Genomic DNA, 19,881 nt, shown 5'->3' with positions numbered 1-19,881 from the left:
GGCTCGTGACTGTTACACCGGCAATCATTTCGCCCGATTCTGCCATCGCCCGGTAGCGGCCGGCTGCAAATCTCACCCATCGAACCCGTGGCCCGCCGCGCAAGGGGTGAGTGTGATGAGACCGGACTGGTCGTTCGCCGCGGACCGGACGCCGCCCGGGACCCTGCGCCGGGCCGTGTCGAAGGTTGCGCAGGCCGTCATCGACGGCTTCGCCTTCTGTGCCCATGGCATGCATCCGGAGCTGTTCTGTCGGGCGGACGAGCCGGCCCGCCCCGACCCCGACGCCCTGGCCGACGACGCGCCGCGCAGCTGGCGCTCCGATCTCGACGTCGAGCTGCACCGGTTCAGGGGATAGCTGGCCAGATCGGCCCGGAGCGGCCAAGCTGTGGCCATGCGCCTCTATGCCATCAGCGACCTGCACCTCGCCTCCGACGCCAGCTTCGAGCGGCTCGACGTCCTGCCCGATCATCCCGGGGACTGGTTGATCCTGGCCGGCGACATCGCCGAAACCGCCGATGGGCTGGGCCGCGCCTTCGCCGCGCTGGCAACGAAATTCGCCCGGCTGATCTGGGTGCCGGGCAATCACGAGCTGTGGACCCGGGGGCGCAGTCCAGCCGCCCTGCGCGGGGGCGAGCGGTACGACTCGCTGGTCGCGCTGGCCCGGCGGCACGGCGTGGCCACGCCGGAGGATCCCTATCCGATCTGGCCCGGGCCGGGCGGCGAGCACGCCATCGCGCCGCTGTTCCTGCTGTATGACTACAGCTTCCGCCCGGCCGAGCTGCCGATCGAGGAGGTGGTGGCCTGGGCGGCGGAGGAGAGCGCCGTCTGCGCCGACGAGCTGCTGCTGTACCCAGACCCCTACCCGACCCGGCAGGACTGGTGCCAGGCCCGGATCGAGGCCACCGCCCGGCGCCTGGCGGCGCTGCCCGCCGGGCTGCCGACCATCCTGGTCAACCACTATCCGCTGCGCCGCGACCTGGTGCGCATCCCACGCATCCCGCGCTTCAGCCCGTGGTGCGGCACGGTGCTGACCGAGGATTGGCACCGGCGCTTCCGCGCCGCGGTCGCGGTCAGCGGCCACCTGCATGTCCGCCACACCGACTGGCGCGACGACACCCGGTTCGAGGAGGTGTCGCTGGGCTATCCCTATCAATGGGAGCAGGCCTACGGCATCGGCGCCTATCTGCGTGAGATCCTGCCCGGCCCGCCTGAGCCCGCTCCCAGCGTCAGGGCGTCAGGGCAACGGGCCGGACCGCGATGACCGGCTCGCCCGCGGGCTTGCGCAGCGCCAAGCCCAGCAGGTGGCAGGGCGAAGGCCGCCACTGCCGGAAATGCCAGGCGGATCCGTCGACCACAGGGTCGAGGAAGCGGACACTCGGCCGTTCCGACAGCGTCTCGACCACGAAGCTGTCGAGCGCAATGGTCAGGCCGCCGCCGAGCGCCTTCACATAGGCTTCCTTGACTGTCCAGATCTGCAGGAAGGCCTCGCGCCGGCGCGAGGCCGGCACTGCCCGCACGGCCGCCGCCTCCGCCGCGGCGAAGCGGCGGTCGGCGATGCGCGGTTCGACCACCCGGCCGAGCCATTCGAGATCGACGCCGATGACGCTGCCGGGCGCCGCGGCGCAGGCGACCATGCCCTCGGCATGCGAGATGTTGATGCCGATCGACCGCCCCGCCTCCGGCCGGCAGACCAGCGGCTTGCCGTGGTCGCCGATGGCGAAATCCCAGTCACCGGCCGGGACGCCGGCGATCTCCTGCAGCAGCCGCCGCATCAGCGACCGGGCGGCGGCGAAGCGGCGGCGGTCGCCGGGCATGACGAAGCGCGCGGCCCGCGCCCGCTCCGCCGCGGTCAGGAACGGCAGGCAGGCCTGATAGAGGGCTTCGTCCTCCGGCACCTCGGCCGTCCAGACATGAGCGTCGGCGGGGGCGTCGCTCATGCCACCCTCACTTCGGGTCGACGCCGCCGAGCTTGCAGATGTGCTTCCACTCGGCGTCGCTGACCGGGGCGACCGACAGCCGCCCCTGGCGGATCAGGACGAGGTCGGATAGGGCCGGTTCGGCCTTCATCTGCTTCAATGTCACCGGGGTCTTCAGCGGCCGCGAGGCCTGCACATCGACCATGCCGAAGCGACCGCTCTCGTCGCTCGGGTCCGGGTAGTATTCGCGCACGATCTCGACGATGCCGACGATCTCCAGCCCCTCGTTGGAGTGGTAGAAGAACGCCTCGTCGCCGAGCTTCATCGCCTTCAGGTTGTTCGAGGCCGCGTAGTTGCGGACGCCGTCCCAATGGGTGCGCTTGGCCTTGACCATCTGCTCCCAGCCCCATTTGACGGGCTCGGATTTCACCAGCCAGTGGTTCATGGCTCAACCCTTCGGATAGACGCGGCGCCAGGGGGTGATGGCGACACTGGCCGGCAGGCCCGCCTTGCTGAACGGGTCCTCGGCGGCGAAGCGCTCGGCCTCGGCCCGGTCCGCCGCCTCGATCAGCAGCAGGCTGCCGAGCATGGTCTGCCCATCGGCCGAGAGGTGGGGGCCGGCGGCGATGATGCGGGCGGCGTTGGCCTCGAGATAGGCGAGATGCGCCGGCCGGTTGGCGAGGCGGATCTCCAGCCCGTCCGGCCGGTCGACGGTGACGATCGAGAACTGCAAGGATTCCTCCGATACGCTGGATGCTGGCGACGCTAGCGGAAAGACGAGCGCTTGGGAAAGGGGCAGGACACCTCCGGCGCTTCCGGCTAGCCGGTCTTTCGGGACCGGAGTGCGGCCAGCATCTCGCGCCGCAGGATCGCGTTGATCCGCGACTGGTAGCCTTTCCCCTGCGACCGCAGCCAGGCTAGCACGTCGGCATCGATCCGCACGGTGGTCGAAGCCTTGACCGGCCGATAGAACCGGCCGCGCTCGGCGTTCTGCCAGAACGCCTCGGTCAGCGGAGGAATGTCGCTGGTGTCGATCTCGTTGTCTGGGCGAGCGGCCAGCGCGGCGAGCTCGGCCTCCTGCGCCTCGGTCAGGGGCGGCAGCTGGGCGAGATCGATATCGTGCCTAACGGGCTTCCTGCTCATAGCGTCGTCTCTCCTTCCGGTCGGCCGCCCTGGCCGAGATGATGCGAACGATCTCGATCGGCTGACCGTGCCATCCTCGTCCCGGATCGCGTGAGCCACCAGCAACAGGACATGCCCTGCGACCATACCGAGGGTCTGCCAACGCTGCTCGCCGCCCTCGATCCGATCCTGGTCCGTCAGGGCGAACGGGTCGGCAAAGACGCGCATGGCTGTCTCGAAGCTGACCCCGTGCTTGCGCAGGTTGCCAGCGGCCTTGGCCGGGTCCCACTCGAACCGGACTTCCATACAAATTTGTTACTACAAATATGTGTGTCAAGATAGTGGTCGATCGAGGCTCGCCGGAACGCCGACCCTTTCCGCCTCACATCTCGCGTTTCGCCGGGCGCAGCAGCAGGCCGGCGACGGCGGTGTCGATCGCGGCGCCGCGGTTCAGCACGGCGTCGACCGCGGCGATCACCGGAGCGTCGACGCCCGCCTGGGCCGCCAGCCGGGCCGCCGCCGCCGCGGTCCACACCCCTTCGGTGACCGACCGGCGCTCGCCCAGGATCTGCGCCAGCGGCCGGCCCTGCCCCAGCGCGATGCCGAGCGAGGTGTTGCGGCTGGTGGCGCTGCAGGCGGTCAGCAGCAGGTCGCCGAGGCCGGACAGGCCCATCAGCGTCTCCGGCCGCGCCCCGAGCCCGGCGCCGAGCCGCGTCATCTCGGCCAGGCCGCGGGTGACCAGCGCCGCCCGGGCGTTCTCGCCCAGGCCTCGTCCCGTCACGATGCCGGCGGCGATCGCCAGCACGTTCTTCAGCGCGCCGCCCAGCGCGACGCCGCGCAGATCCTCGCTCCAGTACAGGCGCAGCGTCTTGTGGCCGAGGCTGCGGGCCAGGGCGGCGCCGGCCTCGGCATCGGCGCAGGCCAGGGTCAGCGCGGTCGGCAGGCCACGCGCCACCTCGGCGGCGAAGCTGGGGCCGGACAGCAGCGCCGGCGCCGCCTCCGGCCGCGCCTCGGCCGCGACCTCGTGCATGAACCGGCCGGTCGCGGTCTCGATGCCCTTGGCGGTGATCACCAGCGGCCCCGGCCGCGGCGGCAGTTGCCCCAGGATCGCGCGCAGATGCTGCGCCGGCACGGCCAGGATTCGCAGGCCTTCGGCGGCGGCGAGGTCGGCGGTGACCGCGATCCCCGGATGCAGCGCGATGCCCGGCAGATAGACGGCGTTCTCGCGGCCGTCCTGCATCGCCGCGGCCCGCCCCGGGTCGCGGGCCCACAGCACCACCTTGTGGCCGGCCCCGGCGAAGCTCTGCGCCAGGGCGGTGCCCCAGGCGCCGGCGCCGATCACGGCAATGCGGCGCGTCAAGCCTTCACCCCGGCGCCGATCGCCGCCGTGGCCGTGGGATCGAGCGGCCAGCGCGGCCGCGGCGCGCAGTCGAGCCCGTCGACCAAGCCGAGGCGCAGCCGCTCCAGCCCGGCCCAGGCGATCATGGCGCCGTTGTCGGTGCACAGCGTCAGCGGCGGCGCGACGAAGGGCAGCCCGGCGGGCGCCGACACCTCGGATAGGCGGGCGCGCAGCCGCTGGTTGGCGGCGACGCCGCCGGCCACCACGAAGGCGCCGCCGGCCGGATGCTCGGCCCGGAACCGGGCGATGGCCCGCTTGGCCCGGTCGGCCAGCGAAGCCGCCACCGATTCCTGGAAGGTGGCGCAGAGATCGGCGATGTCCTGGTCGGCCGGCGGCTGCGGCAGCCCGGTCACGGCGCGGCGCACCGCGGTCTTGAGGCCGGAGAAGGAGAAGTCGCAGTCGGGCCGCCCGACCATCGGCCGCGGCAGGGCGAAGCGCTTCGGGTCGCCGCCTTTCGCCGCGGCCTCGACCAGCGGCCCGCCGGGATGGCCGAGGCCGAGCATCTTGGCGACCTTGTCGAAGGCCTCGCCGACCGCGTCGTCGATGGTGGTGCCCCAGCGTCGGTAGCGGCCGACGCCCTCGACGCAGAGCAGCTGGCAATGGCCGCCGGAGACCAGCAGCAGCAGGTAGGGGAACTCGACCCCGTCGGTCAGCCGCGCCGTCAGGGCATGGCCTTCGAGGTGGTTGACGCCGAGGAAGGGCAGGCCGCGGGCGGCGGCGATGCCCTTGGCGGTCATCACCCCGACAGCGACCCCGCCGATCAGCCCCGGCCCGGCGGTGGCGGCGATGCCGTCGACCGCGTCGAGGCCGATCCCGGCTTCGGCCAGCGCCCGGCGCACCACGCCGTCGAGATGGGCCAGATGGGCGCGTGCCGCCACCTCGGGCACCACGCCGCCATAGGGCGCGTGCTCCTCGATCTGGCTGAGCACGACATTGGCAAGGATCCGCCGCTGGTCGTCGACCAGGGCCGCCGCCGTCTCGTCGCAGGAGGTCTCGATGCCGAGCACGATCATGATCGGCCCGATATAGGCGGTCTGCGCGTGTGGCGAAAGGACCGGGACAAAACCGACCCGCGCAGCTTGCCCGGCGGGCGCCGGGCTTCTAGAAGTCGGGCCATGGACATCGTTCTCCGCATCGGCACGCGCGGCAGCGCCCTTGCCCTCGCTCAGGCCGAGGAGACGCGGCGGCGTCTGATCGCGGCGCATCCGGCCCTGGCGGCGCCCGGCGCGGTCGAGATCCAGGCCGTCCGCACCACCGGCGACCGGGTGCAGGACCGGCCGCTGTCCGAGATCGGCGGCAAGGGGCTGTTCACCAAGGAGATCGAGGACGGCCTCTTGGACGGCAGCCTGGACATCGCCGTCCATTCGATGAAGGACATGCCGACCCGGCTGCCGGACGGCCTGATCATCGGCGCCCTGCTGCCGCGCGAGGACCCGCGCGACGCCTTGTTCGCCCGCGACGAGGCCCTGACCGGCCCGGCCAGCCTGGCCACGCTGAAGCCGGGTGCTGTGGTCGGCACCTCCGGCCTGCGACGACAGGCGCAGCTGCTGGCGCTGCGGCCCGACCTGCGGGTGGTGCCGTTCCGTGGCAATGTCGACACCCGCCTGGCCAAGCTGGATGCCGGCACGGTCGACGCCACCCTGCTGGCCCTGGCCGGGCTGAAGCGCCTGGGCAAGGCCGACCGGGTCTCCGCCGTGCTCGACCCGCAGGAGATGCTGCCGGCCGTCGCCCAGGGCGCCATCGGCATCGAATGCCGCGCAGGCGACGAGCGGGTGCTGGCCCTGCTGTCCGCCATCCATGACTGCGATACCGGCGACCGGGTGGCGGCCGAGCGCGCTTTGCTGGCGGCGCTGGACGGCAGTTGCCGCACCCCGATCGCGGCGCTGGCCGAGCTGGGGTCGGGCGACACGCTGACCCTGACCTCCCGCGTCGCGCTGCCCGACGGCAGCGAGATGCATGAGGACCGGCGCGAGGGGCCTCGATCCGAGGCGGCGCGGCTGGGCACCGAGGCCGGCGAGGCGCTGCGCCGCCGCATCGGCCCACGCTTCCTGGCCGGATGAGGGCCCCGCGGATGGACGCGACCGGATGACGCGCTGGCTGGTCACCCGGCCGCGGGAAGAGGCCGAACGCTTCGCCGACGCGATGCGCGACCGCGGCCTGGATCCGGTGGTCGCCCCGATCCTGGAGATCGAGCCGGTCGATCCCGGCCCGATCGCCCTGGCCGACGTGCAGGCGGTGCTGGCCACCAGCCGCAACGGCATCGACGCCTTCGCCCGGCGGGTGAAGCGGCGCGACCTGCCGGTGCTGGCGGTCGGCGACGCCACCGCCGAGCTGGCCCTGTCGCTCGGCTTCCGCGACGTCGCCAGCGCCGCTGGCGACGGCGACGACCTGGCCAAGCTGGCCAGCGCCCGGCTGGACCCCGCGGGCGGCGTGCTGCTGCATCCCTCGGGCGAGGACGTCGCCCGCGACCTGACCGAGCTGCTCGCCGGCTTCACCGTGCGGCGGATCGTCCTGTACCGCGCCCGGCCGGTCGTGGCGCTGCCGCCGGCGGCGGTGGCGGCCCTGGCCGACCCCGGGCTGGCGGGGGTGGTGTTTTTCTCTCCCCGCACCGCGAAGGTCTTTGCTACCCTCGCGGCCCGGGTCGAACTGACCCATCGCCTCGCCGGGCTGACGGCGGTCTGCCTGAGCCCGGCCGTCGCCCAGGCGCTGGATCCGTCGCCCTGGCGGGCGGTGCGAATCGCGGAGAGGCCGGATTCGCCGTCGCTGCTGGCGCGGCTTTCCGATTTTTCCGCTGAGCAAGAGACGAGGACGGCGAACGGTATGGACCCGACCCCCGACAAGCCAGGCGAAGCAGCGGCCCCCGGCCCTGACTCCCAGCAGCCGGACGATGTGTCGGCCCCCTCTCAGGCTCAGCCCGAGTCCCCCGACAAGGCCGGCGAACCCGCCGCACCGCTCCCCGATGACGCCCTGGCGCTCCCGAGCGAAGGGCCGCTGACCCCGACCGAGCGGGTGATCGAGGCCTTCGGCGGCATCCGCCCGATGGCGGCGAAGCTGACCGTGCCGGTCACCACGGTGCAGGGCTGGAAGCGGCGCAACGCCATTCCGGAGCAGCGCCACGCCGACATCCTGGCTGCGGCCAAGACCCACGGCATCGCGCTCGACCCGGCCGAGCTGGCGCGCACCCGCCCGGCGACGCCGGAGGACGGCGCGCCCGAGCCGGCCGAGCTGTCCGAGCCGGAGACGCCGCCCGGCCCGCCGCGCGTCGGCCCACCGACCGTCCCGCCGCCGCCCCCGGCCGAACCGCCGGGCAACCCGGCGCGCTCGGCCTGGTATGCGGCGGGCGTGGCCGTCATCTTCGCCGCGATCTCGGTCACCGCGCCGATGTGGTCGCCGAAGCTGTTCGGGACATCCGCCCCGGCCCCGGCTCCGCAGGGCTCGCCGACGCTGGGCGACCGCGTCGCCTTCATCGAGAAGCGCCTGGCCGACATGCCGTCCGGCACCGCCGAGGCGATCGACGGGCTGGGCAAGCGGGTCGAGGCGCTGGAGAAGCCGGCCGGCGGCCCGATCGATCCCGCCGCGATCGAGAAGGGCCGCTCCGACCTGGCCGCCCGGGTCGACGCGATCCAGCAGAGGCTGGACCAGCTGGCCGGCACGGCACCGCAGCAGGGCCAGCCGCAGCAACAGCCCGCTCCGGCGGCCCCTGCCCCGGCCGCGCCGGCCCCCGAGGCCGTGGCGGCGCTGGAGGCCCGGGTCGCGGCGCTGGAATCGGCCCAGGCCGCGGTCAAGACGCTGGGCGACACCGTCGCCACCCTGTCCTCCGGCGCCCAGGCCAATGGCAGCACCCTGGCGGCGCTGCAGCAGCAGGTCGATGCGGTCAAGGCGACGGTCGAGCGGCTGCGCAACAGCGACACCGGCGCCCAGGCGCTGAGCCTGGCCGCCGGCCAGCTGCGGAGCGCCCTGGACACCGGCGCGCCGCTGGACGAGACGCTGGCTCTGCTGCGCGGCCTGGCGCAGAACGACCCCGGCCTGGCCAACGCCGTGGCGGCGCTGGAGCCGGCGGCGAAGGGCGTGCCCAGCCGCGCCGCCCTGGCGACCGGCTTCGTCCAGGCCGCCGAGGCGGCGCGCAAGGCCGGCCAGCCGGAGAGCGGCGACTGGGTCGACCGCAGCCTGTCCGTGGTGCAGGACCTGGTCACGGTCCGCCCGGCCCCGGGCGAGGTCGAAGGCACCGGCACCGACGCCGTGCTGGCCCGGGCCGAAGGCCGGCTGCAGCGCGGCGATCTGGCCGGCGCGGTCGAGGCAGTCAAGGGCCTGAGCGGGCCCGCGGCCTCGGCCATGGCGCCCTGGCGCAGCCAGGCCGAGGCCCGGCTTTCGGCCGAATCGGCGCTGCAGAGCCTGTCCGCCCTGGCCGTGCAGCGCCTGGCGGCGGCGAGCAGCGCCGCGGCCGGTTCCGGTGACACCCAGCCCCCGAAGGCGCCATGAAGCGTCTGCTGAGCTACGCCCTCAAGCTGGCCATCCTGATCGCGGTCGCGGTCTGGCTGGCGGACCGGCCGGGCCATGTCGAGATCCAGTGGCAGGGCCGCGTGATCGAGACTTCGGTCGCGGTGCTGGTGGCGGCCGCGGCGGCGCTGATGCTGCTGGCGGCCTGGCTGTACCGCCTCTGGCGCTCGCTACGTCGGGCCCCGGGCCGCTTCGTCGAGGGCCGCCGCTTCGCCCGCCGCGAGAAGGGCTATCGCGCCCTGACCCGCGGCATGGTCGCGGTCGCGGCCGGCGACGCCGAGGCGGCGCGCCGCTTCGCCCGCAAGGCCGACGTGCTGCTGGACGAGCCGCCGCTGACCCTGCTGCTGTCTGCCCAGGCGGCGCAGCTGGCCGGCGACGACACCGCCGCCACCCGCTATTTCGAGGCGATGCTGCGCCGGCCGGACATGGAGTTCCTGGGCCTGCGCGGCCTCTTGAACCAGTCGCTGCGCCACAAGCAATCGGCGCAGGCGCTGGAGATGGCGCAGCGCGCCCGGTCGCTGCGGCCGGACGCGGCCTGGACCCATCGCGCCTGCTTCGACCTGGAGGTGGCGCAGCATCGCTGGGCCGACGCCCAGCTCAGCCTCGCACATTCGGTGCGGGTCAAGGCGATTTCGGCCGAGGACGGGCGGCGCTTCAAGACCCGCATCCTGGTCGAGCGCAGCCGCGAGGCTGAGGACTCCGGCAACCTGTCCCAGGCGCTGGACTTCGCCCACAAGGCGGTGGGGCTGGAGCCGGACTTCGTGCCGGCGGCGCTGCAGGAGAGTCATCTGCTGCAGGCGACCGGCCGCGACAGCCAGGCCGCGCGCCTGCTGGAGAAGAGCTGGGGCCGCGCGGCGCATCCGGAGATCGCCCGCGCCTATGCTGCGCTGGGCCCGGCCGACGAGGGCGCGCTGCTGAAGGTCAAGCGGCTGGAGAAGCTGGTGCGGCTGCGGCCGGATTCGGCCACCGGCCTGCTGACCCTGGCCGAGGCCGAGCTGTCGGCCCAACTCTGGGGCAGCGCCCGCACCCATCTGCTGAAGGCCGAGCAGGTGGCGCCGTCGCGCCGCGTCTACCGCCTGCTGGCCGATCTGGAGACTGCCGAGCGCAACGACCCGATCGCGGCGCGCAGCTGGCTGGCCAAGGCGCAGACCGCGGCCCCGGACGAGGTCTGGGACTGCGATTCCTGCGGCGCCCAGGCCCAGCGCTGGTCGGCGCTGTGCGGCCATTGCCACGGCTTCGACACGCTGGCCTGGCGCCTCCCCGGCCCGGCCCGCGGCCTGGCGCCGACGCCGGTCGAGATCGACGCCTTCCTGCCCGCGCCGGTGCCGCCGGCCGGCAGCACGGCCGTGGTCCCGGCCGCCACGGCCTAGGCCGCGCCGGCCGTTGACGCTGCGGCGTGCGCCCTGTATAGGGTGCCCGCCCTGCGGCGCCGAAGTAGCTCAGGGGTAGAGCAACTGATTCGTAATCAGTAGGTCCGGGGTTCAAATCCCCGCTTCGGCACCATTCCTTCCAACTCGGCATCCCGTTCAGCCGTCCGGAGCACGCCGGAAGCGGTCGTTCGGCCGTCATCCGGGACCGGAGGTCCGCAGGCACCCCATCCTCATTCGGCAGGTCGGTGGCTAGCCATCGACAAGCATATAGCCGACCCCACGGATGGTCCGGATCAAGGCAGGCGCGTCGGGGTCGAGCTTCCGCCTGAGATAGCGGATGTAGACTTCGACGACCTTGGTCCCGGGGTCGAAGCCGTAATTCCAGACATGGCTGAGGAGCCGCTGGCGGCTGACGACTTTGCCGGCGTTCTGCATCAGGTAGCGCAACAGCTCGAACTCCCGCACGGTGAGCTCGATTTCCACGCCGGATCTGGTCACCCGGCGGGTTGCCGGATCGAGGGCCAGGGGACCGACCTGCAGCAGCTCGATCGGATCGAGGCCCGGCCGGCGGCGCCCCAGCGCCTCGATTCGGGCCACCAGCTCATCGAAGGCAAAGGGCTTGGTCAGATAGTCGTCGGCGCCGCTCTGCAGCCCGTCCACCCGATCGCGGATGCTCTCCTTGGCCGTCAGCATCAGCACCAGCACCGGCCGACGCTCCTGCCGGATGATGCGGCAGACCTCGAGCCCGTCGACATAGGGAATCAGCCGGTCGAGGATCACCAGGTCGATGGCTTCCTGGCGGACCCGGTCGAGGCCGTCGCGCCCATCCTCGGCGAGCAGGACGCGGTAACCCTCGGCCTCCAGGCCACGCTGCAGGAAGCCCGAGATCCGCCGATCGTCCTCAATGATCAGGATGCGCATCGGTGATCCTCTCGACGACCGGCAGCCGAATGCGAAGGACGGCGCCACGCGGCTTCGCCCCCTCCAGCGCGATGCTGCCGCCATGCCGCTCGACGATGGTCTTCGCAATCGACAGGCCGATCCCGAGGCCCTTGGCGGCACGGCTGGCGTTGTTCCGCCCGCGATAGTAGCGATCGAACACGAAGCTCAGCTCCTCCGGGTCGATGCCGCAGCCCTGATCGCTGATCGAAACCATGGCATCGCCATTCTCGCCGCTGATCCGGATCTCGACCACCCCGCCCGGGTCCCCGTATTTGATCGCGTTGTCGATGCCGATCAGCAGCGCCTGCTTCAGCCGCTGCGGGTCGGCCCGGACCAGCCGGCCCGGCGCCGTCTCGACACGTTCGATCGCCATCTGCTTCGGACCGGCCAGGATCGCACTCTCCCGGATCGCCACCGCGACCACGGCCTCGAGCTCCACGGTCTCGAAGGTGAAGCTGACGTCGTCGACCTCCGCACGGGTGAACGCCAGCAGGTCCTCCAGCAGCCGCGCCATGTCGGCAGCATAGGTGCCGATCCGGGACAGCGCCTCGCGATAGGCCGCAAGCCGGGGCCGGCCGCGCAGGGCGACCTCGGCCTCGCCGCGCAGGATCGTCAGCGGCGTCCGCAGCTCGTGGCTCGCATCGGCGAGGAACTGGCTGCGCTTGCTGTCGAGCGCGCGGAGCTGCGCGTTGGCCTCGCGCAGCTCATGCGTCCGCTGTTCGACCTCGCTCTCCAGCCGGGCCTGGGCGGACATCAGCCGGCCGCGCTGCTCCTCGATCGCCTCGGCCATCCTGTTGAAGCTCTGCGACAGCAACTGGAACTCGTCGCGCCGCGTGCTGCGGATGCGATGATCGAGCCGGCCCTGGGCGATCGCCTCCGCCCCCGCCGTCAACTGGCGCACGGGTTGGACGATCGAGCGGTGCAGCGCCAGCCCCGAGCCGATGCCGGCCGCCACGACCAGAACCGAGAAAATCCCGGCGACGATCAGCAGCACATGCTGCGCGCCCTGCACCCGCTCCAGCTCTTTGGCGACCTCGCCCCGCTCCTCCTGCCGGGCGCGCTGGAGCATCGTTTCGAAATCGTTGGACAGGCGATACTCGATGCTGCGCCGGAAGATGTCGACGGCGCGGTCCTGCTGCCCATCCGCCTGCGCCCGGAAGACACGGACCGCCGCGCGGTCGATGGCGCGGTAGAATTCGTGCAGCCGGGCGGAGAACTCGACCTCGGGCAGCTCCCGCTGTACCTCGCCGAGACCGCCGAGCGTCGCGAACTCCTTGCGCGTCACCTCCGCGAGGCGCCGGAACCCCGCCTCAATCTCCTGCTGCGACAACTGGAAATCAGGCATCTGCTCCGGCCCGAGCAGCAGCACCTCGGCCAGTTGCTCGGCGTAGTTGTTGCCGAGGCTGTCGAGATCGCTGATCGCCTCGAAGCGGGAGTGGACACCGTCGATGCGGCGCACGAAATCTCCGGTCAGGCGCAGCGTGGTCAGCATCATGCCGATCACCACGGCGACGAAGCCGATGGTGACGAGCTGGAACAGCAGGATGCGGCGTCGGACGGTCATGCGGCCTCGGGCGGGATGGGAAGCGCCGGGAGCGACACCATCACCCCGTGGCGCCGCGGGACAAGCCCGCCGCGGCATCCGGCGACGCGACTCTCCGAATTCTAACCTCGCGCTCCACGATCCCTAACCGATGAGGCCTTAGATTGTGCCCTGGGGTTGCACGGGCGGCGACGGGCCTGCCTCCGTCGGTCCGGGCATGCCCACCCAACCCGAGCGGAGGGTCGAATGACGAATGCGACCGAATGGTTCGCTCCGGCGCCTGGCCGGCGTGTCGACACCGCAAGCCGGTGGAGCGATGCCCGGTGGCGGCCGATCCTGGCGGCCGGCGGCGGCGCCCTGGCCGTGGTCGCCATCGAGCTCGCCCTGCCCGATCTGGCTCCAGCGGCGCTCCGCGCCCTGGAGATCCTGTTGCTGGCGATGATCGGCTGGACCCTGACGCCGCTCGACGACACCTTCGTCGCGGTGGCGGCCGCGGTCGCCATGACGCTGTTCGTCACCGGGCGGCCCGAGGCCCTGTTCGCCACCCTCGGCAACGAGCTGATCTGGCTGCTGCTGGCCTCGTTCCTGCTCGCCGCGGCGCTCAGGGCGAGCGGCGCCGCCGACCGGCTGATCGCCCTGGCCACCGGCCGGGTGCGCTCGGTGCGCGGGCTCGCCTGGGCCATGACCGGGGTCATCCTCGGCACCGCCTTCGTCATCCCCTCGACCTCCGGCCGGGCCGCGATGATGGTTCCGGCCTATGCCGCGATCGCGCCGCATTGCACCGGCCGGCGAATGCGGACGGCGTTCGCGCTGCTGTTCCCGACCGCCATCCTGTTGTCCGCCTTCGCGTCCCCACTCGGCGCCGGCGCCCATCTCCTCGCCGCCGGCATGATGGAGCGGCTGTCGGGCCACGGCATCGGCTATCTTGCCTGGGTGTGCTTCGGCCTGCCTTTCGCGGCGGTCAGCGCATTCCTGTCGACCGAGATCATCCTGCGGCTGTTCCTGGCGCCGGAGGAGCGCGGCGCGCGCCTCGTCCCGCCATCCTTCAGCGCCGACCGGGCGCCGCTGCGCCGCCAGCCGGTGCTCTGGATCGCCGGGGCCGTGGTCCTGGGCTGGCTCACCGAGCCCGTGCACGGGATCGACCCGACGCTCCTGGCGATGCTCGGCGCCCTTGCCGTCCTCTGCCCCGGCGTCGCTCCGGTCTCGTTCCGGGACGCTGTCCGGGATGTCGACGTAGCGCTCCTGCTGTTCCTCGCGGCGACGATCTGCCTGGCGGACGGGCTGATGGCGTCCGGCCTGCATGAATGGCTGGTCGCCGCGGTCTTCCGGCCGGTGCAGCGGGGTGACCTGGCGCCGGCGGCCGTCCTGGCGCTGGTGGCGGCGATCGGCCTGCTGTCGCATCTCGTCATCCACAGCCGCACGGCGCGGGTGTCGATCCTGCTGCCGCCGATCCTGATCCTGGCGCAGTCGTCCGGGATCAGCCCGGTCACGGCGATGCTGGTGACCGTGTCGGCCACCGGCTTCTGTCAGACCCTGATGATCAGTGCCAAACCCGTCGCCCTGTTCGGCCGCCTGGCCGAAGATTCCTATGGCGCGCGCGACTTGGCCCGGCTCAGCGCGGTGCTGCTGCCGCTGCACTTCCTGCTGGCCATGCTGTTCGCGGCCATCGTCTGGCCCGCCATCGGAACGATGCTGGCCACCCCATAGGAGGAGACGGACGATGTCGAAGAAATCCACGGATCGGCGCCTCCATGTCCTCATCGCGCCGTCCGGCTTCAAGGAAGGGCTCGGGGTCCGCGAGGTCGCGGACGCCATGGCCCGCGGCGTGCGCCAGGCGGCGCCGCGGGCGAAGATCATGCGCGTGCCGATGATCGATGGCGGCGAGGGCTTCACCCGGATGATGGTCGAGCTCACCGGTGGCCAGCTGCATCCGGTCACCGTCACCGGGCCGGTCGGCCAGGTCGTCGAGGCCGGGATCGGCTTCCTGGGTGGCCGCAGGAAGCGCATCGCGGTCATCGAGATGGCGGCCGCGGCCGGGCTTCGCCTGGTGCCGAGGGATCTGCGCGATCCTACCCTGACGACCAGCCAGGGCGTCGGCGAGCTGATCCGCGCGGCGCTCGATCTCGGCGCGGAGCGAATCCTGGTCGGCTGCGGCGATTCCGGCATCAACGACGCCGGCGCGGGCATGGCCCAGGCGCTGGGCGTCCGTCTGCTGGACGCCTCGGGCCGCCCGATCGCCGGCACCGGAGCAGCGCTGCCCTCCCTGGACCGCATCGACCTGTCCGGGCGCGATCCCCGCCTGCAGCGGGTGCGGATCGACGTCGCGGTCAACCCTTACAACATGCTGCTCGGCAAAGCCGGCGTCGCCCGCGTGTTCGGACCGCAGAAGGGCGCGACGCCGGATCAGGTGGCGCTGCTGGAACGCGGCCTCAAGACCTTCGCCCGAATCGTCCGCCGCGACATCGGGATCGAGGTCGCGACCCTGACGGGCGGCGGCGCCTCGGGCGGGCTGGGCGCCGGTCTTCATGCCTTTGCCGGCGCCCGGCTGCATCCGCGCTTCGATCTCATCCTGCGTCACATCGACCTGGACCGGCGGCTGGCCAAGGCCGACCTGGTCATGACCGCGGAAGGCGGCATCGACGGCCAGACCCGATACGGCAAGGTGCCGGCCGAGATCGCGCTGCGCGCCAAGCGCTACGGGTTGCCGGTCCTGGCGCTGGCCGGTACGGTCGGCATAGGGGCGGACTCCGCCCGCGACGTCGGCATCGATGCCGTCTTCGGCATCCTGAAGCGGCCCTGTTCGCTGGAGGATGCGATCCGGGAGACCGACACGCTGCTGGCCGACACGGCGGAGCAGGCGGTGCGCCTGATGCTCGCCGCACGCATGCAGCAGCCGCGGCCATAGAGGTCGGTGTAAGTGCGTGGCCGATCTCGGTCGGCCTCTCTCAGGCGGGACCTACCCCGCCATGGCTGCCGGCGGCTCTGCCATCCGGTGCAGATCCTGCGTCATCGCCACCAGGCGGTCGCTGATGGACGGCGTGGCGGCGAGCAGCAGGTTGCCGCGAGCGAGTCCGTCATCCGCCAGGAAGTCGTTGGTCCAGCCGCCGGCCTCGCGCACCAGCAGGATGCCGGCCAGGGCGTCCCAGGCGTTGATGTGCAGCTCGGCATAGCCGTCGTTCAGGCCGCAGGCGACCTCGGCCAGGCCGAGCGCGCCGGAGCCGTTGCGGCGGAACTCGATGCCGGCCTCGGTCAGCCGCTGCAGCAGGGTGCAATAGGCCGCCAGCGGCCGGCGCTCGGACCAGCCGACCTCGACCAGCGGCGCCGCGCCATGCGCCAGGCCGCTGACCCGGATCGGCCGGCCATTGAGCGTGGCGCCGCGGCCGCGCCGGGCGACGAACAGGCGGTCATCGGCGGGGGCGTAGAGGACGCCGATCTCGATCTCACCGTCCTGCAGATAAGCCAGCGACACGCACCAGCGGCCGGAGCCGTGGATGTAGCCGGCGGTGCCGTCGATCGGGTCGACCACCCAGACGCAGTCGGCCGCCTCGCCGCCATACTCCTCGCCGATCACGGCGTCGCCGAAGCGCTGGGCGACCTCGGCGCGGACCAGTTGCTCCACCGCCCGGTCAGCCTCGGTGCAGAAATCGATCGTGCTTTTGGCCTCGATCGGCGCCAGGCTCCGGCGCATGCCGAGCGCCAGGGCGCCGGCGCGCAGGGCCAGGTCCAGGCCGAAGGCCTCGCGTTGATCGAGATCGTGCATCAGATCGCCTCGCCTGCCGGCACCAGGGCGGCGCCGTCCGCCGGGATCGCGACGCCGACTGCTGCGCCAGGGGCGAACGGCACGCCGACATTGCCGTCGATGACGAAGGCCTCGGCCCCGATCTCCGATAGTTCCACCTGATACTCCATATGGCTGCCGAGATAGGCGGACTTGCGGATGATGCCGGCCAGCTCGCCGGGTTGTTTCCCGCCAGGGCGCAGCCGGATCGCCTGGGGCCGCACCGCGACCTCGACCGGGCCGGGCGGCAGATCGCGATGCGGCAGCGACAAGGCCGTTCCGCCGAGCTGGATCTGCGCCATCGCCCCGTCGCGCCGCTGCAGCGCGGCCGAGAACAAGTTGGCATTGCCGATGAAGTCGGCGATGAACCGGTTGGCCGGCCGCTCATAGAGGTCGCGCGGCGTGCCGTCCTGGACGATCCGGGCCGAATGCATCACCACGATGCGGTCGGAGACGGCCAGCGCCTCCTCCTGGTCGTGGGTGACATAGACCACGGTCAGGCCCAGCGACTGCTGCAGGCCGCGGATGTCCTCGCGCACCCGGCGCCGCAGCTTGGCGTCGAGGTTCGACAGCGGCTCGTCGAACAGCAGCACCTTCGGCTCCAGCACGATGGCGCGGGCGACGGCGACCCGCTGCTGCTGGCCGCCCGACAGCTCGCTGGGCAGGCGCCGCTCGAAGCCCGAGAGGCCGACCGCCGCCAGCTTATCCGCCGCCATCGCTTCGGCCCGGGCCTGCGACAGGCCGGAGGCGCGCAGTCCGTAGCAGACGTTCTGCATCACCGTCATGTGCGGGAACAGGGCGTAGGACTGGAACACCATGCTGACATCGCGCTCGGCGGCGGAGCGGTGGGTGACGTCCTCGCCCTCGATCAGAATCCGGCCCTCGCTGGCGATCTCCAGCCCGGCGACCAGGCGCAGCGTCGTGGTCTTGCCGCAGCCGGATGGCCCCAGCAGGGTCACCAGCGTGCCCCGCTCGATCGTGAAGCCGACGCGGTCGACCGCCGTCACCGGGCCGTAGTGCTTGCTGACGGCGCGGAACTCGACCGCCGGGACGCCGGTGGCGACGCGGGCCCCCGCGTTGGCGGGTTCGATCAGGTTGCTTGTCACGCCTGCACCACGGATTGACGGTTGCGGGTCTCGGGGGCGGCCGCGACACGGCGGCCGATCCGCTTTTCGCCGACCAGGGCCTGGATCGCCATCAGGGCCAGGACCATGATCGTGATCAGCACGGCGGAATAGACGATCGCCAGCCCGTACTCGCCGAACTCGGCCCGGCCGACGATGTAGACGGTGGCGAGGTTGAACTCGCCGCTGACCAGGAAGATCACCGCGCTGACGCTGGTGATCGCCCGGACGAAGGCATAGACCAGCGAGGTCGCGACCGCCGGCCGCAGGATCGGCAGGATCACCCGCCGCAGCGTGGTGGCCGACCGCGCGCCCAGCGTCAGCGATGCCTCGTCCAGGCTGCGGTCGATCTGGCTGAGATTGGCCAGCCCGGCGCGGATGCCGACCGGCATGTTCCGGAACACGAAGGCGATGATCATGATCATCGCCGTCCCGGTCAGCTCGATCGGGCCGCTGTTGAACGCCAGGATATAGCTGATGCCGATCACGGTGCCCGGGATGGCGAAGCTCATCATGGTCAGGAACTCGAAGGCGCCGCGGCCGGCGAAGCGCTGCCGGCTGAGCAGATAGGCGGTCAGGATGCCCAAGGCCGCGGTCGGCACCATGGCCAGCAGTGCCACCTCCAGCGTGGTGATCAGCGAGTTCCAGGCCGACCCCGCCAGATACCAGCCATGGTCGCTGTCGCCGATGGCGAAGGCAGTCAGGAAATGCTTCAGCGTCAGGGTGTTGTCGCTGCCGACGGTGCTGACGAAGCCGCCGATCATGATGATGCCGTAGACCGCGACGGTCAGCACGATCCAGGGCAGCACCACCGTGTAGCACAGGATGCGCAGCGGCGCGGGCAGCGGGCCGGGCAGCCCGGAATCGCCCTTCCCCGAGACGGTGACGTAGCTCTTCCGCCCGATCCACAGCCGCTGCAGCAGGAAGGCCGACAGGCTGAAGCTCAGCAGCACGATCGCCAGCACCGCGGCCTGGCCCTGGTCCTGCGCCGCGCCGACCACGGCGAAGTAGACGCTGGTCGACAGCACGCGGAAATTGCCGCCGATCATCATCGGATTGCCGAAATCAGCCAGGCTTTCGATGAAGGCGATCAGGAAGGCGTTGGCCAAGCCCGGCCGGATCAGCGGCCAGGTGACGTGGCGGAAGGTGCGCCACGGGCCGCTGCGCAGGGTCTGCGACGCCTCCTCCATGCTCGGGCTGACGCCCTGCAGCACGCCCAGCAGCACCAGGTAGGAGATCGGGGTGAAGGCCAGAAGCTGGGCGATGGTCAGGCCCGGCATGCCATACAGCCAGCGGCTGCGCGGCAAGCCGAACCAGTCGTTGAGCAGCGTCGTGACCATGCCGGCGCGGCCGAACAGCAGGATCAGCGCCAGGCCGATGACGAAGGGCGGCGTGATCACCGGCAGCACCGCCAGCACCTTGAACAGGCGCGGGAACGGAAAGCGGGTGCGCTGGGCCACCAGCGCGAAGGCGAGGCCCAACAGCGTGCTGAGCACGCCGACCAGCGTGGCCTGGGCCAGCGAGTTCCAGGCCACGCCGCAGCTGCGTCCGCCGGACAGGCAGGCCAGGCCCCAGATCGAGGAATCGGTCAGCTTGTCGGCGAACATCGGCAGGTCGACCTGCCCGTCATTGTCCTTGAACGCCGACAGCAGGACGCAGAGCACCGGGTAGCCGACGAAAATCAGGATCGAGCCACAGACGACGACCAGGGCGCCGACGGTGAAGGCGTCGCCCTTGCACCAGCCCTGCCGGGCCAGGCCGTGCGCGGCCAGAAGCGCCATGGCCGCCAGGTAGCCGAGCGCGCCCCAGCCGAGCGCCGGTTGCGCCGCGGCCCAGCCGGCCAGGCTGCCGAGGTCGACGATCGCCCAGCCCTGCCGGTCGATGGCGAAGCCCTGCAGCAAGGCCCAGGCGATGCCCGCCGCCCCGGCCCAGGCCAGCAGGCGCGGCCGTCGCTGCAGCTCGGCCAGGCTGGCCAGCAGCAGCGGCAGCAGCAGGCCGACCAGCCAGGGGCTGCCGCGGGCGGCTTCGACCACCGCCGGCGCCCCGCCCTCGGTCAGGGCGCGGACCAGCCCGCCCTCGATGCCGTACCAGGGCAGCACCAGGACCGACGCCCAGCTGAACAGCAGGCACAGCCGCACGCCCGAAAACCGCGTCGCGGCCGCCCCTTTCCTCAGCCCCGTCGCCGCCACC

Annotated in this window: 18 protein-coding genes and 1 tRNA gene; 8 read left to right on the top strand and 11 right to left on the bottom strand. The window is 72.1% G+C overall.

Annotation, left to right across the window (positions count from 1 at the left end):
- Window positions 1-115: 115 nt before the first annotated feature.
- Window positions 116-355: a hypothetical protein gene (locus QFZ27_RS13680; protein ID WP_429226947.1), complete on the top strand. Its 240-nt coding sequence runs from the start codon at window positions 116-118 to the stop codon at window positions 353-355.
- 36 nt (window positions 356-391) lie between these two features.
- The gene (locus QFZ27_RS13675; RefSeq protein WP_429226946.1) at window positions 392-1,261 is read left to right on the top strand and encodes a metallophosphoesterase family protein; all 870 of its coding nucleotides are present in this window, start codon (window positions 392-394) and stop codon (window positions 1,259-1,261) included.
- Here QFZ27_RS13675 and QFZ27_RS13670 read toward each other — a convergent pair.
- The 6 genes from QFZ27_RS13670 to tsaD form a co-directional block, all read right to left on the bottom strand.
- The gene (locus QFZ27_RS13670) at window positions 1,227-1,937 is read right to left on the bottom strand and encodes a 4'-phosphopantetheinyl transferase family protein (RefSeq protein ID WP_429226945.1); all 711 of its coding nucleotides are present in this window, start codon (window positions 1,935-1,937) and stop codon (window positions 1,227-1,229) included. The two genes, QFZ27_RS13675 and QFZ27_RS13670, sit on opposite strands and share 35 nt — an antisense overlap.
- A gap of 7 nt (window positions 1,938-1,944) precedes the next feature.
- On the bottom strand, window positions 1,945-2,361 hold the full coding sequence (locus tag QFZ27_RS13665) for an EVE domain-containing protein (RefSeq protein WP_429226944.1): 417 nt from the start codon (window positions 2,359-2,361) through the stop codon (window positions 1,945-1,947).
- A gap of 3 nt (window positions 2,362-2,364) precedes the next feature.
- On the bottom strand, window positions 2,365-2,649 hold the full coding sequence (locus QFZ27_RS13660) for a YciI family protein (protein WP_429226943.1): 285 nt from the start codon (window positions 2,647-2,649) through the stop codon (window positions 2,365-2,367).
- An 86-nt stretch (window positions 2,650-2,735) separates the two neighbouring features.
- A complete protein-coding gene (locus QFZ27_RS13655) occupies window positions 2,736-3,344 on the bottom strand; it encodes a BrnT family toxin (protein WP_429226942.1) in 609 nt (202 codons plus the stop codon).
- 76 nt (window positions 3,345-3,420) lie between these two features.
- Window positions 3,421-4,398 (bottom strand): NAD(P)H-dependent glycerol-3-phosphate dehydrogenase, encoded by a 978-nt coding sequence (locus QFZ27_RS13650; RefSeq protein ID WP_429226941.1) that lies wholly within the window; start codon window positions 4,396-4,398, stop codon window positions 3,421-3,423.
- Window positions 4,395-5,450, bottom strand: a complete 1,056-nt coding sequence (gene tsaD / locus QFZ27_RS13645) for a tRNA (adenosine(37)-N6)-threonylcarbamoyltransferase complex transferase subunit TsaD (RefSeq protein WP_429226940.1) — start codon at window positions 5,448-5,450, stop codon at window positions 4,395-4,397. Before tsaD ends, QFZ27_RS13650 begins: the two co-directional genes overlap by 4 nt.
- A 102-nt stretch (window positions 5,451-5,552) precedes the next feature.
- On the opposite strand from tsaD, the gene hemC reads away from it, so the two are divergent.
- The 4 genes from hemC (at window position 5,553) to QFZ27_RS13625 (ending at window position 10,437) form a co-directional block, all read left to right on the top strand.
- Complete coding sequence (hemC, locus tag QFZ27_RS13640) at window positions 5,553-6,497, top strand: hydroxymethylbilane synthase (RefSeq protein ID WP_429226939.1); 945 nt, start codon at window positions 5,553-5,555, stop codon at window positions 6,495-6,497.
- A gap of 25 nt (window positions 6,498-6,522) precedes the next feature.
- Complete coding sequence (locus QFZ27_RS13635; RefSeq protein ID WP_429226938.1) at window positions 6,523-8,916, top strand: uroporphyrinogen-III synthase; 2,394 nt, start codon at window positions 6,523-6,525, stop codon at window positions 8,914-8,916.
- The gene (locus QFZ27_RS13630) at window positions 8,913-10,304 is read left to right on the top strand and encodes a heme biosynthesis protein HemY (RefSeq protein ID WP_429226937.1); all 1,392 of its coding nucleotides are present in this window, start codon (window positions 8,913-8,915) and stop codon (window positions 10,302-10,304) included. The genes QFZ27_RS13635 and QFZ27_RS13630 overlap by 4 nt, the downstream gene beginning before the upstream one ends.
- Window positions 10,305-10,362: 58 nt before the next feature.
- Window positions 10,363-10,437: transfer RNA gene (locus tag QFZ27_RS13625), tRNA-Thr, on the top strand.
- Between the two features lie 116 nt (window positions 10,438-10,553).
- Here QFZ27_RS13625 and QFZ27_RS13620 read toward each other — a convergent pair.
- A complete protein-coding gene (locus QFZ27_RS13620) occupies window positions 10,554-11,225 on the bottom strand; it encodes a response regulator transcription factor (RefSeq protein ID WP_429226936.1) in 672 nt (223 codons plus the stop codon).
- Window positions 11,206-12,810, bottom strand: a complete 1,605-nt coding sequence (locus QFZ27_RS13615) for a sensor histidine kinase (protein WP_429226935.1) — start codon at window positions 12,808-12,810, stop codon at window positions 11,206-11,208. Before QFZ27_RS13615 ends, QFZ27_RS13620 begins: the two co-directional genes overlap by 20 nt.
- A gap of 225 nt (window positions 12,811-13,035) precedes the next feature.
- On the opposite strand from QFZ27_RS13615, the gene QFZ27_RS13610 reads away from it, so the two are divergent.
- Complete coding sequence (locus QFZ27_RS13610; protein WP_429226934.1) at window positions 13,036-14,496, top strand: SLC13 family permease; 1,461 nt, start codon at window positions 13,036-13,038, stop codon at window positions 14,494-14,496.
- 13 nt (window positions 14,497-14,509) lie between these two features.
- Window positions 14,510-15,694 carry a glycerate kinase family protein gene (locus QFZ27_RS13605; RefSeq protein ID WP_429226933.1) on the top strand — a complete coding sequence of 395 codons (1,185 nt, stop codon included), beginning with the start codon at window positions 14,510-14,512 and terminating at the stop codon, window positions 15,692-15,694.
- Window positions 15,695-15,745: 51 nt separating this feature from the next.
- On the opposite strand, the gene QFZ27_RS13600 is transcribed toward QFZ27_RS13605, so the two are convergent.
- Genes QFZ27_RS13600 through QFZ27_RS13590 form a run of 3 tightly spaced genes read right to left on the bottom strand, consistent with a single transcriptional unit; the run spans window position 15,746 to window position 19,880 of the window.
- Window positions 15,746-16,549 carry an inositol monophosphatase family protein gene (locus QFZ27_RS13600; RefSeq protein WP_429226932.1) on the bottom strand — a complete coding sequence of 268 codons (804 nt, stop codon included), beginning with the start codon at window positions 16,547-16,549 and terminating at the stop codon, window positions 15,746-15,748.
- Window positions 16,549-17,673, bottom strand: coding sequence for an ABC transporter ATP-binding protein (locus QFZ27_RS13595; RefSeq protein ID WP_429226931.1), 1,125 nt, complete (start codon window positions 17,671-17,673; stop codon window positions 16,549-16,551). The genes QFZ27_RS13600 and QFZ27_RS13595 overlap by 1 nt, the downstream gene beginning before the upstream one ends.
- Complete coding sequence (locus QFZ27_RS13590) at window positions 17,670-19,880, bottom strand: ABC transporter permease (RefSeq protein ID WP_429226930.1); 2,211 nt, start codon at window positions 19,878-19,880, stop codon at window positions 17,670-17,672. Before QFZ27_RS13590 ends, QFZ27_RS13595 begins: the two co-directional genes overlap by 4 nt.
- Between the last annotated feature and the right edge of the window lies 1 nt (window position 19,881).

It is taken from the genome of Inquilinus ginsengisoli (genome assembly GCF_050434925.1).
Lineage (GTDB): Bacteria > Pseudomonadota > Alphaproteobacteria > DSM-16000 > Inquilinaceae > Inquilinus > Inquilinus ginsengisoli_B.
This window is presented reverse-complemented; position numbering and strand designations above follow the sequence as displayed.